The organism is Nostoc sp. UHCC 0302, assembly GCF_038096175.1.
Lineage (GTDB): Bacteria > Cyanobacteriota > Cyanobacteriia > Cyanobacteriales > Nostocaceae > UHCC-0302.
Map to the genome: position 1 here is coordinate 2,858,085 of NZ_CP151099.1, position 13,540 is coordinate 2,871,624.

Annotated in this window: 11 protein-coding genes and 3 pseudogenes; 9 read left to right on the plus strand and 5 right to left on the minus strand. The window is 38.5% G+C overall.

What is annotated here, in order from left to right; genetic code table 11:
* Positions 1-101: 101 nt before the first annotated feature.
* From WKK05_RS11990 to WKK05_RS12000, 3 genes and pseudogenes are all read left to right on the plus strand, one after another.
* A pseudogene (locus WKK05_RS11990) lies at positions 102-1,158 on the plus strand (ISL3 family transposase).
* Positions 1,092-1,325, plus strand: a pseudogene (locus tag WKK05_RS11995) (transposase); the annotation flags it as partial. The pseudogenes WKK05_RS11990 and WKK05_RS11995, both read left to right, overlap by 67 nt.
* A 77-nt stretch (positions 1,326-1,402) precedes the next feature.
* Positions 1,403-1,939 carry an AMP-binding protein gene (locus WKK05_RS12000; protein ID WP_341529933.1) on the plus strand — a complete coding sequence of 179 codons (537 nt, stop codon included), beginning with the start codon at positions 1,403-1,405 and terminating at the stop codon, positions 1,937-1,939.
* On the opposite strand, the pseudogene WKK05_RS12005 reads toward WKK05_RS12000, so the two are convergent.
* A pseudogene (locus WKK05_RS12005) lies at positions 1,884-3,051 on the minus strand (IS630 family transposase). The gene WKK05_RS12000 and the pseudogene WKK05_RS12005 sit on opposite strands and share 56 nt — an antisense overlap.
* A 356-nt stretch (positions 3,052-3,407) precedes the next feature.
* Between WKK05_RS12005 and WKK05_RS12010 the strand changes: the two are divergent.
* The 6 genes from WKK05_RS12010 to WKK05_RS12035 all read left to right on the plus strand — a co-directional run bounded on the left by WKK05_RS12010 (position 3,408) and on the right by WKK05_RS12035 (position 7,023).
* Complete coding sequence (locus WKK05_RS12010; RefSeq protein ID WP_341529934.1) at positions 3,408-3,866, plus strand: DUF1257 domain-containing protein; 459 nt, start codon at positions 3,408-3,410, stop codon at positions 3,864-3,866.
* 3 nt (positions 3,867-3,869) lie between these two features.
* Positions 3,870-4,076, plus strand: coding sequence for a DUF2997 domain-containing protein (locus WKK05_RS12015; RefSeq protein ID WP_341529935.1), 207 nt, complete (start codon positions 3,870-3,872; stop codon positions 4,074-4,076).
* Positions 4,077-4,118: 42 nt separating this feature from the next.
* Entirely contained in the window at positions 4,119-4,376 is a 258-nt protein-coding gene (locus WKK05_RS12020; protein WP_341529936.1) for a hypothetical protein, read from the plus strand.
* Positions 4,373-5,998, plus strand: coding sequence for an AAA family ATPase (locus tag WKK05_RS12025; protein WP_341529937.1), 1,626 nt, complete (start codon positions 4,373-4,375; stop codon positions 5,996-5,998). Before WKK05_RS12020 ends, WKK05_RS12025 begins: the two co-directional genes overlap by 4 nt.
* 94 nt (positions 5,999-6,092) lie before the next feature.
* A complete protein-coding gene (locus WKK05_RS12030; RefSeq protein WP_341529938.1) occupies positions 6,093-6,449 on the plus strand; it encodes a hypothetical protein in 357 nt (118 codons plus the stop codon).
* Positions 6,450-6,462: 13 nt separating this feature from the next.
* Entirely contained in the window at positions 6,463-7,023 is a 561-nt protein-coding gene (locus tag WKK05_RS12035; protein WP_341529939.1) for a WGR domain-containing protein, read from the plus strand.
* 343 nt (positions 7,024-7,366) lie between these two features.
* Here the strand turns inward: WKK05_RS12035 and WKK05_RS12040 are convergent, their stop codons facing one another.
* From WKK05_RS12040 to WKK05_RS12055, 4 genes are all read right to left on the minus strand, one after another.
* Complete coding sequence (locus WKK05_RS12040; protein WP_341529940.1) at positions 7,367-8,638, minus strand: glycosyltransferase family 4 protein; 1,272 nt, start codon at positions 8,636-8,638, stop codon at positions 7,367-7,369.
* Between the two features lie 883 nt (positions 8,639-9,521).
* Positions 9,522-10,436 carry a beta-1,6-N-acetylglucosaminyltransferase gene (locus tag WKK05_RS12045; protein WP_341529941.1) on the minus strand — a complete coding sequence of 305 codons (915 nt, stop codon included), beginning with the start codon at positions 10,434-10,436 and terminating at the stop codon, positions 9,522-9,524.
* A gap of 649 nt (positions 10,437-11,085) precedes the next feature.
* Positions 11,086-12,123 carry a D-alanine--D-alanine ligase gene (locus tag WKK05_RS12050; RefSeq protein WP_341529942.1) on the minus strand — a complete coding sequence of 346 codons (1,038 nt, stop codon included), beginning with the start codon at positions 12,121-12,123 and terminating at the stop codon, positions 11,086-11,088.
* A gap of 327 nt (positions 12,124-12,450) precedes the next feature.
* Positions 12,451-13,326, minus strand: coding sequence for a DUF4231 domain-containing protein (locus WKK05_RS12055; RefSeq protein ID WP_341529943.1), 876 nt, complete (start codon positions 13,324-13,326; stop codon positions 12,451-12,453).
* Positions 13,327-13,540: the final 214 nt, after the last annotated feature.

Consider the following 13,540-nt stretch of genomic DNA (forward strand, 5'->3'; position numbering starts at 1 on the left):
TTTTTTAATAGAGCAAACCCAAGCTATAAATAGAATTCTAGACTAATTAAATAATATAAAAATTCAAAAATATTGATATTAAAACCTTTGTTTTAATAAATATGCCATCTAATCCCTTACTTCATTTCATTACTAAAGTTATTAATCTTGAAGATGTCAAGATTATTAATTACCATTTTCTTACAGATGATGAAATAGTAATAGAAATTGAAAATAAGCTGAAAGTTGCTAAATGCCCTCACTGTGGAAATACCTCCGATAAAATCCATCAAAATCATTGGTATAGAGTCAGAGATATACCCCTAAGCGATTATCAAGTATTGTTAAAAGTAAATCGTCGTCAGTTGAAATGTCAAAAATGTCAGAAAGTATTCAGTGAAGAGTTAGATTTTATCAAAGCCAGAAGAACTTATACAAAAAGACTGGCGATGAAAGTAATTAAGGAAGTATTAGAAACTAATGTAAAGAGTGCAGCCATCAGAAATAGAATGACAACCTCTGAGGTGGAAACAGTATTAAAAGAACTGGAAGTTGATTTACTCACAGAAAAACCTAATAAGTTAAAAAAGTTGGGGATAGATGAAATCACCCAGTTAAAAGGAGGAAAAAATTATGCGGCAGTTCTGGTGGACTTAGAAACAAAAAAACCAATAGCATTATTGGAGAAAAGAAATAAAGCAGTAATAGCAGAATACTTATCTAGTCTAGGTTTAGAGATTTTAACCCAAATAGAAGAAGTTAGCATAGATTTATGGATACCATATAAAAGTTTAATCCAAGAAATGATGCCAAATGCTCAAATAGTAGCCGATAGATTCCATGTCATGAAACAAATAAACGAGGAGTTAGATCAAAAGAGAAAGAAAGCAAAAAGAGCAGCAGAAAAAATTAAAAATAAGAAAGAGAGAGAAAGTACATTAGCGGGGTTGACTCATAGTAAATACCCTTTATTAAAGAAAAAAAAACCTTAACTCCGAGGAAAAGGCGAAGATAGAATCAGTGGAGAAAGTTGCCCCTGAGCTAGGAAAAATGTATCGAATGAAAGAAGGACTTAGAGATATATTTGACAGTCAAATAACAGTGATGAAGCCTTATATAAATTCCGAGAATGGACAGAAACAGCTTATAAATACTTCCCGAAAAGTTGTCAAACAATAAGTAGATGGATAGATGAGATTCTCGCTTATTTTGATAGCCGAACTACTCAAGGAGTTGTTGAAGGAATTAATCAAAAGATTAAGCTGATTAAAAGAAGAGCTTATGGTTTAACTAACTTTGATAATTTTAGAAGAAGAATTTTACTCAATTGGTATTTCTGCTACTAATTTATCATATCTAATCTGGGAGAGCCGTTTTTAATAATTCTTATCAAGTTACTAACGTTGCTAGTTTTATAGATATTTTGCATAACAGAGCACTACACAACCCGGATCAAAAGGCTTTTACTTTTCTGCAAGATGGAGAAACAGAGTCAGACAGCTTAACCTACAAACAATTGGAACAGCAGGCGCAAGCGATCGCTTCCCAATTACAGTCTCTTGGATTTACAGGTGAACGAGCTTTATTACTCTATTCACCAGGACTAGAATTTATTGTTGCTTTCTTTGGATGTTTATATGCTGGCGTTATAGGTGTACCGGCTTATCCACCTCGATCCAATCAGAAAATGACAAGGTTATCAGCAATCGTTGCAGATGCTTCGGCAAAGGTAGCGCTCACGACTAATTCTCTATTAAAAGATATAAAAAATCGCTTTGCTCAAGACTCAGAATTAAGCATACTGAATACTCTTGCTACAGATAATATAGACAGCAACCAAGCTCACAAGTGGGAGAAACCGCAAGTCAACAGTGATACTCTAGTAGTCTGCCAAGGGAAATTTGCTAAGTTAAATCTGGATATAAACGTTGCATTTTTTTACGTGCATCCTTGGTTTTAAAGCTCCAATGGACACTTGTTTGTTGTTGATTACGCTGTGACTCCCAAGCAGCAATTTCAGAAGTTAATGTTTCTATATTAGGAATACGTCGTTCTAAACATTGACGTGATAAAACGGATAATTCAATTTCCACTTGATTCAACCCTTCGGGTTCGCCAGTTGCTTCAAGTCGGGGAACCCGCCCAACGCACTGGCTCACCAAGAAGCGTGTTTAGGAGTATAATGAAACTCTAATTTTTGGATAATTCTACGTGCTTCTTGTGGCGTGAAAGCCTCATATAATGTACTTGGAGTATGAATATTTAGATTATCAACTACTAAACGAATTACCTCAGCATCGCGGTAATGGACATCTACCAGTTCTTTCAATTGTTTAGCAAAGTCAACCTTGGTACGACGTTGTGTAACTTCAATATGCCTCCATCCAGCTAAAGGTTCAAAAAGGGCAAATAAATTGACTACCCCATTACGTTTATATTCATAATCATAACGTTCAGGCTGATCCGGTTCTGGTGGCAAAGGTTTTTTAACTTCTTCTACTAATTGATATGGGCGTTCATCCAAACAGAGTACAGGTTTTTTCGGATTGTATGGCTCATTATATAAATCCAATACATCTTCCATTCGGCACACAAATTCTGCGTTTACTTCGGGAATACACCACTGTTCTTTCAACCACGGTTTAATTTCATTTTTTTTAGAGTCTGGCGTACTGTTTCGTCGGAAATTGAATCTATGATACCAACGTTCACTAAATGATCTGCTAATAATTGCATTGTCCAACGTACTCTCCCTTCTGGTGGGTTAGAGCAAGCAGTTGCTATCAAAAATGCTTCTTGCTTTTCATCTAATTTTTTCGGTTTTGGGGGATATTTTTCATCCTCTAATGCAAAATTCAACCCACCAATGACAAATTTTTCTCTTATCCTTTGTACTGTGGCTGAATGAACTCTAACTCTGTCTGCGATCGCTGAGTCTGTTTCATCTTCAGCAGCCATCAAAAGAATGTTTGCACGGGTTATAGTTCTTGCCTTGTGCTTACCTTTTTTAATAATTGATTGCAGTTGAAAAACTTCATCTTCACTCAAGTCAACAATGTACTTTTTCGCCATGTTATACCTCGTTTTTGACTAGTTTATCAAAACGAAGTATTACTTAGCAAACTTCCCTTGGCATACTACTAGGTTCAGATACACGCTCGCAGTTACAACAAAAGATGAATTCTATCCGCACCAAGTTGTTAGATGAACAACGCAATCTGCAACAGCTAGCAACTGGCGACGTGGGCTTGTCCAAAGCTACTGTCATGTCGTTCAAATTTCGGTAAGAAATGGTCAAGGGCGAGTATGCCATCGCTCTTGACTTAAACACCGAAGTTAAAAGTGCGATGTTCACGATAGCTCACATATGGCATTGCATTTGTACGTTGATCACATTTCTTCAATTTCAACTCCACAGGAGATAAATTATGTCGCATTTCTCAACAGTAAAAACCAAACTCACTAACCGCGAATGCTTAGTACAAGCTCTCACTGACCTTAAACTTCAACCACTGGTTTATGAAAAAGCGCAGCCACTGCAAGGTTATTACGGTAGCTCTGAGGGAAGGAGTGCAGAAATTATCGTGTCTGGTCGCACGATTAAAGCTCGTGCAGACATTGGATTCAAGTGGAATCAAGACAGTGAGGTGTACGAAGTAATACATGATGCTTACGAGACAGACCCTCGGTTAGGGCAAGACTTCTTTAGTAACAAGTTGATGCTGGCTTATGGACAGCGGATGGTTCGTGCCAAGGCTTTCGAGCTTCAGCAGCAATTTGGAGACTGTGCGATCGCTGAAGAAACCAACGGGGCTGTGCAAACCCTACGTCTTACCTTCAGTGGACATCAGCAACAACAGCAACAACAGCAATATACAAGGAGATAACGCATGGAACGTTCAATATTGATTCATTTTGATTCAGCTACAGGTGAAGTTCGTGTGGAGGCTGAGGGATTTGACGGAGTGAGTTGTTTATCAGCTACGCAACCGTTTGAAGAGGCATTGGGAGTTGTGGGCGAACGAGAGTTTAAGGACGAAGCCCAAACCCAACAACTTCGGACTACGAACAGTAGTCAAACACGCCTGCGTCAGTAATCAATATGGGGGAATCAACAAGTTTCCCCCTCAAAACCAATCATGAACGAATTAGCTAAAGAATACCCATTTGTTCACGTTTATGCACAACAGAAAGCACATGAGCCAGTAATCATTAAAGCTAATACTGAGGGATTGTGCGTGCTGTTGAATGCAATTGTTTCTGCCATTGCCCAATTAGAGCGCAATGGTATGGCTGAGGTTTTTGACGGCGATGCCGAAGTCTATGAGGTAATCGTCAAACTCGTAAATACTCATGACGAATTATCTCCAGTCCCTTACGAAATACCAAAACAATGAAACTCTCAAATTTACTCTCCACGCTTGATTCACAAATCCCCATTGCAGCGCTTGATGTGCTGTCCCCCGACGAAGCAACGATTATTCAGTGGTTAACTACTGAAGCTAACAATAAGTTAAAAAGTCCTGTGTTCTTCTGGAACCTCGGTGTTTCCAGTTTAGAACAATGTCTGATTGCGTCGGATGGTGGCTTGATGTTTAAGCCAGTAGCGGAGTATAAGAAACCACCACACGCTGACCCGCTGTTATACGTGTTTGATTATATTGCGAATTTTAGTAGTGATGGAGTCTTCATTCTTGGAGATATTCACCCCTTTGTTGGGAAGAATTCGCCTTCGTTATCCTGGGAGATTGTCAGTAAAGTAAAAAATCTCTACCATCGCCTCAAGCCAACTGGGAAACGCATTGTGCTGCTGGGGCAAAACATTCAACTACACGAGTCACTTATACGCTTAATTCCTTACTGTGAAGTACCTCTCCCCACTGTTGAGCAGGTAAAAGAACATATTAATTCATACTTGTACGACCTGTGGGAATTAGCTTCTCAAATTGATGAGCCTTTTGAGTTGAATTTAACCAGTTCCGATCTTGAAACCCTTTCTCGCGCAGCTTTAGGACTGACCTTGGAAGAGATTAGTGATTTCTTACGCCTGACGGTAAAAGAAAAGCTAACCGACGATGGTGTTGTTGTGGATGCCGACTTCATACCCAAAGCTGTCGAGTACAAAACTCGGCTATTGGCTCAGATGGGTATCGAGTTGGGCAAGCCTGCAAACATACCGTTTGGGGGATTGGATAACTTGCGCGAGTGGTTGAATCGTCGGCGGCGGCTGTTCACCCAAGAGGCGCGAAGTCTCTCGTTACCACAGCCAAAAGGTGTGCTGCTGGCTGGCCCACCCGGAACAGGTAAAAGTCACTGTGCCAAAAACATCGCCAATATACTCAATCTACCACTTCTACAACTCGACATTGCGTCCCTTCTAGGTTCTCTTGTGGGTGAGTCTGAAGGTAATGTTAAACGTGCATTGAAAACAGCAGAGGCGATCGCACCGTGTGTGTTGTTTGTTGATGAAGTAGAGAAGGCACTGTCAGGACAGGGAGATACAAGTGGTGTTTCCCAACGCATCTTAGGTACTTTGCTCACGTTTATGGCTGAATGCACCAGCGGTGTGTTTATAGTTGCAACCTGCAATGACCCATCTGCGCTGCCAAGTGAACTAAAACGGAAAGGCCGCTTCGATGAAATGTTCTTTGTTGATTTGCCGACAGAACCGGAACGAGTCCAGATTTTAGGGATTCATCTGCAACGCTTTGGCATCACTGTCGAATCGGAGTATCTCGAAGCGATCGCAGCCTCGACTACAAAGTTTTCAGGCGCAGAACTCGAAACGCTAGCTGCTGAAGCCGCACTACTAGCATTCGACGAAGGACGACCACAGCAGGTCACACTTGCTGACCTGGAGGCTTGTCGTCAAACCATTACCCCGCTTGCCATTCAGGATGCGGCGGCGGTCGAACGGATGCAGGCTTGGGCTAGCACTGCCCGACCTGCCAGTAGTCCTGTTGTGCAGACAGCGAAAACTCAATCACTACGTGCTGCCAAGTTCAGAAACATGAACTGATGATAAGGCGATTGCCCCTGATTCTATGGGGGGCGATCACTCTTTTCTTTAGTAATTGACAGCAACCTTTTAATAGTTAACAAGGCGATTAGATATGACAACAGACTTAGTTACTTATTACGGACAGACTCCAATTATTGACCAACTCCTTGATAAATATGGTGTGTATTTAGAAAAGTTAGATAGAGAAACTAAGCTTATGCTCCGAATGGCATTAGCAACTTATGTTTTTACTCAAGAAAAAGACAGTTCTACTAAGCATACTGTTGCTGATGCGCTCGAAGATGCATTGTCTAATATAGGCTTATTGGTTTCATATCCTTTGTATAAAAACTTGTTTGAGAATGTCTGCTCTGTTTTAGATGAGCTAACAACTCTGGAAGCTGAAATCTTACTTGAAGCATTACAGCATCAAATTCGATGGGGCAATGCCCGTCAAGTCGTGAATTGACAGGGTAATAAACATGGAAACCTATTTAGTCTTTGTAGACGCAATTCATAACAGCAACAAGTTCTGGAGTGCAAAAGTTGAAGATGGTAATTTAACAGTGCAGTGGGGCAGAGTCGGTTATAAGGCGCAAACCAAAGTCCACACATTAGGCAATCATCAGAGAGCGGTAAGTAAATTCAACAATCTAGTAGCCGAAAAGATGATGAAAGGCTATAGAAGAAGTCAGTCACAAATCGACAGTAATTGTGAAGCTTCTGAAATCAACAGAGCCATTGAATTACTAGAGATTATTCGTCCTTATGTAGAGCAGAAAAACTTTTCAGTTGCTTATATCAATGTCCTAAATCAATATCTGAAGATTGTCCCAACACCTTTGGGTATGCAAATTGAACCATACAAGGTATATTGCTCGGTAGAAGATGTTGATTATCAAATAGAATTACTCAATTCTCTGTTAGCCACTCCTGCACCACAAGTTGCTGTGGCGGCTGTTGCTACTACTACTGAACCAACTGAAGAACCCCAGGTTGTCAGTCTCAAGACCATCAGTAGGAACTTCTGGCGACATTTGTAAATAGCGCTCTTTCATCACTCTCGGAAAACAATAATTGAAGCAGAAAATTAAAACTATGACCCAATCAGGGTTTGAGGTTTTATTTTCTAATAGAAATTCAAAAATATAGCTAAAACTTGGAAACCGAAGCCCGTAAGCCTTGCAGCGATTGCTTTTTCCAAGACTGATGGAAGAGCGATAGTTATAGCGTGATTGATTTTTTTGTTAGCCACGCTATGAGATTTGAGTTGCAGTGAAGACTAGAAGTGTAGGAGCTTGTTAAATCAAGGCGAGTTAGTTATTAAGTGGCATCGAAAAATTAAAAACAAAGGTAGTAGCTGTTATGTTGCACCTTGAATGCCGATTAGCTTAAATTGCGTGCTTCTTCATAAACAGACAAATAAGAACGTGTAACTACTTCCAAACTAAATTCTTGTTCGGCTTTTTCACGAGCGCTCAAGCAGAGCTTTTCATGGCGCTGTTCGTTCTCAAGCACCCAAGTAATTCCATTGGCTAAATCATCATCACAAAAACACTTGGCTCGATAGCCATTTTTTTGGTGTTCAACAATATCTTTTAAGCCTGTGGTATCAAAAGAAACTACAGGTGTACCACAAGCTAGAGATTCAGAAGCCGTTTGTCCAAAAGCTTCTTCAATTGATGGCACAATCATCACATCTGCTGCACAATAAAGAAGTGCTAGCTTATTTTCATCAGAAATTTTACCTTGGTAATGTATTTTAAAACCAAAATCAACAGGTTTGTTCGGTTGAGATGCACCAAAAACAATAAGTTCTATCTTGTCTTTCCACTCAGTATTGCTTAACTTTTGTAATGCTCCTTGCAGTAAGTGAAATCCTTTTCTTTTATTACCAGTTGCGTTAAGCGCTCCGAATAAAATTAGTTGTTTATTTTGCGGTAACTTAAGTAAGTTTCTAGCTGTTTTGCGCTCAATTGGTTTATATATATCAACATCTAAACCGTTGGGAATAACTTTGATGGGAGTATTTTGAAGTAATGAACTTGACTTAGTACATTCAGCAAGCCAGTTACTACAGGTGACAATCGTCAGCTTGAGATTTTGCCATGCTCTAGCTTTGCGCTTCCAAACCCAATTCGATAAATCAGAAGCTTGGTTACTACCGAGTATAGGACAATTTCCACAAGATTTTGTATAGCGATCGCACCCTTTGCTATAGCAGCATCCCCCAGTAAAAGCCCACATATCCTGGAATGTCCAAACAATAGGCTTATTAAATTTTGCTATAGCTTCAATTGGTACAAACCCGTCACATATCCAATGCAGATTAATAACGTCTGGATTTAAATTAGCGATCTGCGAGGTAATGTTATTGGGAAGCCACTGTAAGCGCATATATATAGGATTTTGTTTGCTATGACCATAAACTTTTAGTGGTAAAGCATCCAAAGAAGGACGAAGTTTCGATATTATTGTCCCTAATTTGTTGGGATAACCGATTACAGTTAGATCGTCAATTTTCTTATCTTGGACTAACATCCGAGAATTAATTCCTGACTTAAGTAATCCCTTATGTAGCCTATAAGCTGCGCGTGCAGCTCCTGCTGCTGCTTCTGCTTTCGGTTCACAAGTACTTATCAACAGAGGCGAAACCATTTTTATATTACCTACTCTAAATATTTTGTCTTGAGACTAAAGGTGAAAGATGGCAAAAATTTACACAATTTTAGATTAAAAAAATACGCAATAGCAAAAGTAGAAACTTACCTAAAAATATTCAAATATTTTTTACAGAGAAAATAAATAATTTGACCCAAAAGCTATTGTCAGTTTATCATGATGCTGCTTGTTTTTTAGTTTAAAATTAAGAAAGAGAGCAACGCGATTTTGTGATGTTTGACAAAAAACAAACAATAAGCTTCGTTTAAGCCTTCGGTTATCGCCAGGGGTATTTCATTCTAATCCCTCTTCCGAGAAACTTTTTGCTGTACTTGTAAAGGCTGAAAACACCAAAAAAGGTGAAAATTTAGGTACTACAAGAATTTCTGGGCACACGGAAATTTCCTAAAGCCAATATCAACTCTAGAATCAAATCATGATGATTACCCTGACCTGGGCTGGTGTTATTTAGATAATCTTCCGACCGGGATAGTGGTAATGCCACTTCACCAATTTAGTAACCATAAAAGCCCAGAACCACGCTTTCAAGCAGGCTTAAAAGCACTACTGAGGATTCGGTTTTAGCTGTCAGGGTACTTTCCATTATAAAAGTTTCTCTACATCAGTAACGGGTGACGATGCCTGCGGCGGGCGTAGCCATCGCCGCCAGTGGGGCGCTTTCAAGAAACACGAGCCGAAACCCTTATTATTAATAGATTTTTAGATTTCGAGTGTTTCTTCCATTCATAGGGAGCGGTTCACCACCCGTGTAGTTGCTCCTAAGAAACAGTATTTGCTTGGGGCTGAGGAGTAAGCTCAAAACCTAAAGCTAGAGCCTTTTTCTGTAGGTTGCTGAGTTGCTCAGAATTTTAAGTGAATATTAGGATGTAATCATATCAAGTTCATCAAGAATCTTGCTATCTATATCAATGTCAAATTTCCGAGCAAAATGAGCAGATGATGCCAATAGATTTGGTAAGTCTTCCATCAACAATATCTTTGGATGAGAACCTCCATCTGACCAATCAATATAGCGCCGACGGTCATTTTTTAGCTTGAGGTGGGATGCATTAGCAAGTATAGTTTGAAAATATGACTCGTCTGAAAACTTCTCGATTTTACTGTAGTGCAAGGTTATAGCGTTTTTATTGTTGTGGAAATCAATAATATACTCGGCAGCTTTGCGATTGGCACAAAACCATTGACTACCACTGAAGCAAGTAAGTTTTTTTGAAAAGGGAAGAAAAGCTTTTGTTAATAACGGATGTTCCAAACAGATTTCTAGATTAAATTTAGCATAGGTTTTTTTGGAATAATTGAAAACAAACGATTTAGTGCAATATCGTTCATAAGAATTTTTCAGCCATAACATACTTGGTATTAAATTACTCTTATAAGTTTTATATGTAATTTGCTCATATTGAATATAAGCATCGTATGGATTTGAGCTTAAATCATCTAATATTTGCCTTGCAGGTTTAATCGGATAGTCTGCTCCACTAAGTAATACAAACCAGTCGGGTGCATCTGAAGACTTATACATTAATTCAATCGCTTGTACTGTAGCTTCTACTATAGAAAACCCTCCCCACTCTGTCTGTATATAAGGGCGTACTAGTAAGACATTTTTTGGCAGAGTCTCTACAGATAAATCACATTTTGAAAAATCATGATGGCATACTATTACAGGATAATTAAACAACATATTCAGTTTATTTATTAACCTGTAAATTTGTAGCGGTTTTGTGTGGGTCAGTAAAATAAAACCTATTGATTTACTGCTGATATTGTGCATTTATTCAAGTAAATTTTAAGTAATTGCGTGATAGCAAAGCTGTAAATTAATATCCTAGACATTAGCACATTAGGCTATAATTAAAATCCTACTTTAGAAAAGATATGGTATCAACTCAAAGACATTTTAGAAATAGTTGCAGGGACAATTGACGACAAGTGCAAATTTCGGATTTATCGAGATTCTGTTGAAATATTCAAACCTGATTCAGAATAGGAGGAATAGAAGAAAGGCATAGCTTAAACTTTCTTAATTACAGAAATGTGGATATAAACGTAGCTTTTTCCTTACCGGCAATGTGCAGAGATATCAGCACAATATTTTGCTACAAGACACTAATCTAAAACGTAACATTGCTACGGCAGACGGTTTTAAAGAAAAAAGAATAGCTAGGAGATTGCTGTGAGCAGCGTATATGGCTTTTTATTAGTGGCTTCAAACTGGCACTTAATTGTAAGTTATTATCCGGACATAATATAACTCGTTTGTCGCCCCTTGAACACAAAAAGGCTAGTCAAGCGACTGGGGCAACTGGGTCATCGAGTTCCTCTTGAATCTCAAACCTCTACCCAAGTTGTTAGCTGCGGTTAGGTTTTCAAGCCAGTATCTTTGCTAAATCTTCCCCAAATTGGACAAAGAACTGATTTTATCAAACCTTTTGATTATTGCCCAAAGTTTCATTAATAGCTGCCGTTAATAACTCATTTAAGGAGATTCCTGCTGCTTTCGCCATACAAGAAATCACACTCTTAGGGGCAAAAGAACAATATAACCCAGCTTCTAAAAACCAAGGTTCGCCCTTTGGGTCGATTCGGAAATCAAATAAACTATAGTGGCGGCAACCTAAAGCCTGATGACATTTCTTGGCCACTTGCTGAATCTTTTGGGTAATAAGGTCGTTAGAGTCTACAATCCAAGCTTTAGTTATATCTTTAGCTGTCAAATGCAAGTTCCCATCATCTGTTTGTTTGAGTTTGTCAGCATAGTTGCGGATAGGTTTTTCTTGGGGGTCTAACGAATACTCTTCCAAGGGTAAACCTACTAGTTCCCCGCTTTTAACAATGATGCCGCATCTAACTTCTCGACCGAGATGAATAAATTCTTCCACAATGACCTCCGAAGCATATTCAAACGCATTCTTCAAAGCAGAGTCATATTCAGTAAAATCTTTAACTAAGGCTACTCCAAAAGAGTTATCGGAATTTACGGGTTTGACGACTGCTGGAGGTAGAATTGTTGGAATGTCCCCTTGCCGAAGTAGTTCTCCGCGAGGCACTTTTACCCCTGCGGCTGCAACAATGGCTTTGGTTCGGCTTTTGTGAGCTGTGATGCCCATAACATCTGGAGTATTGCCGATGTAAGGTATTTTCAGCAGGTCAAATAAAGCGCGGTAGTAAGTCATTCCTGGAATACAAAACATTTGTGGTAACACCAAGTCAATGTTTTGCGTTGTTATAAACTGTATGGCATCAAACATAGGCATCGATTGAGCGTCAGCGATATCTTCTGGGCTGAGGGAGGAAGGAAATCGCCAGAGGCTATCGGGTGTGATGTATGCAATCACAAAGTCATAGCGATCACGCTCTGCTGTTGAGGTTAAACAGTCTTGAGCATAAAGGCGTGATAAATTACAGTAAAAATTATCTTGTGCAGAACCAACTAAATGAAGGATACGAAGTAGCGACATAATTCATCTTCTTATTTACTGTAGTACTTGAAAAGTGGTTTATGAACTTGTAGTATACTGTCTATAAAAATGGCACTGTACTATTCATATATCATTGATATTTTGAAAAAATTGCTTGTTCAGAGCAGGGCGAATGCACCTTAATTACTAATAATATTTGATAATTGAATTCAGCTATTTAGAATAAAGCTAATTCTTTTGTACAGACAGTAAAGGTAAGAAAAAGATGAATTCAGATATAAATAAAGTTATAGTCTTCCACTGAAGACGTACTTTTAAATTACAAATAAGAAGCAAAAAAGGTGCAACGCTTACAAAGAATTGGTATTAGTTCTGTTCAAGTTTTGGCTCATTAACTGGAGATGATACTACTTTCTCTGCATTTTCAGACTGTTGCTCAGGAGCTTGTTGCTGTAGTTGGTTGAGGTGAATATTATTAACTTGAACGATAAAATATTCTAATGCTTGGCTTGCTTTCTGTTGCTGTTGAGCTTCATCCGAGACATCATAACAGCGGTAAGAAGGAGTCACCCCCAATATAAACTTTTCTTGCTCTGCTTCCAATAATTCAACTGCTGTATTAGCAGCAATCGAATTCTTCTGAAAAGGGAAAGAGGTAACTATACTAGCGACTATAGAGGCAATAGCTGGACAGAGAACAGGTAGCCACTTGAGCCATGCTTGTCCTGCTTCTAATTTATCTACTAAGACTAAAATTGGCGTAACTCCCGATAAAATTACTGTTGCAATTTGCAGCCCATAATAAAGGTTCCTGGCTGAGCTCCGAACTCTCTTATAATCGTCAATTAAATCTTGACAGTATTGTAAAGCTTTCCCTCTTGTCAAAGCTGCTGTATCTTTATTCCCAGAATTATTATTTAACAGATAAGTATACAGTTGGGCTTTTCTAGTAATCTCGGACTGATTAATAGATTTCTTGACTTCCTGAACTAACTGCCTATTAATTAACAACAAAAAAAATGAAACAGTTAAAGATATTACTCCACTAGTTACAACTGTTTTATCCGAGGAATAAAAAATAATAAAAATTCCAGCAGAGAAAAAAGCTGCTAGCAATAAATATTCAATTACTTTTAAGTTGAATAGCTTTTTTGAATCTGCTTTTAACGAAAAATTTTCATTAACATCTAAAAAATCTTGTCTATTTGGCTGATCAATATGAGCTAATTCTGAAGTAGTCATTTTACTTAATCAAGTGATAATGCAGTAAATTGTGGCAAATACATTTGTTTCTATTTTATAAACGAGTAAAAGTAACTCTTTTACTCGCTTAGCTCTGAAATAAATTCAGAAGGGTTTATTCAAAGCTATACAAATTTCACTTGATAGCTTCTTCAATAGACTTGTCCGAAAATTCCAAAGCCAGACTGTTCAAAGCTTTGGGGCAAAACTTTGA

Bases quoted from the DNA above. Each gene is read 5' to 3' on its own strand.
- WKK05_RS12040 (WP_341529940.1), bottom strand. From the start codon at position 8,638: ATGGTTTCGCCTCTGTTGATAAGTACTTGTGAACCGAAAGCAGAAGCA.
- WKK05_RS12015 (WP_341529935.1), top strand. From the start codon at position 3,870: ATGGAACGTTCAATATTGATTCATTTTGATTCAGCTACAGGTGAAGTT.
- WKK05_RS12045 (WP_341529941.1), bottom strand. From the start codon at position 10,436: ATGCACAATATCAGCAGTAAATCAATAGGTTTTATTTTACTGACCCAC.
- WKK05_RS12055 (WP_341529943.1), bottom strand. From the start codon at position 13,326: ATGACTACTTCAGAATTAGCTCATATTGATCAGCCAAATAGACAAGAT.
- WKK05_RS12030 (WP_341529938.1), top strand. From the start codon at position 6,093: ATGACAACAGACTTAGTTACTTATTACGGACAGACTCCAATTATTGAC.
- WKK05_RS12035 (WP_341529939.1), top strand. From the start codon at position 6,463: ATGGAAACCTATTTAGTCTTTGTAGACGCAATTCATAACAGCAACAAG.
- WKK05_RS12025 (WP_341529937.1), top strand. From the start codon at position 4,373: ATGAAACTCTCAAATTTACTCTCCACGCTTGATTCACAAATCCCCATT.
- WKK05_RS12010 (WP_341529934.1), top strand. From the start codon at position 3,408: ATGTCGCATTTCTCAACAGTAAAAACCAAACTCACTAACCGCGAATGC.
- WKK05_RS12050 (WP_341529942.1), bottom strand. From the start codon at position 12,123: ATGTCGCTACTTCGTATCCTTCATTTAGTTGGTTCTGCACAAGATAAT.
- WKK05_RS12020 (WP_341529936.1), top strand. From the start codon at position 4,119: ATGAACGAATTAGCTAAAGAATACCCATTTGTTCACGTTTATGCACAA.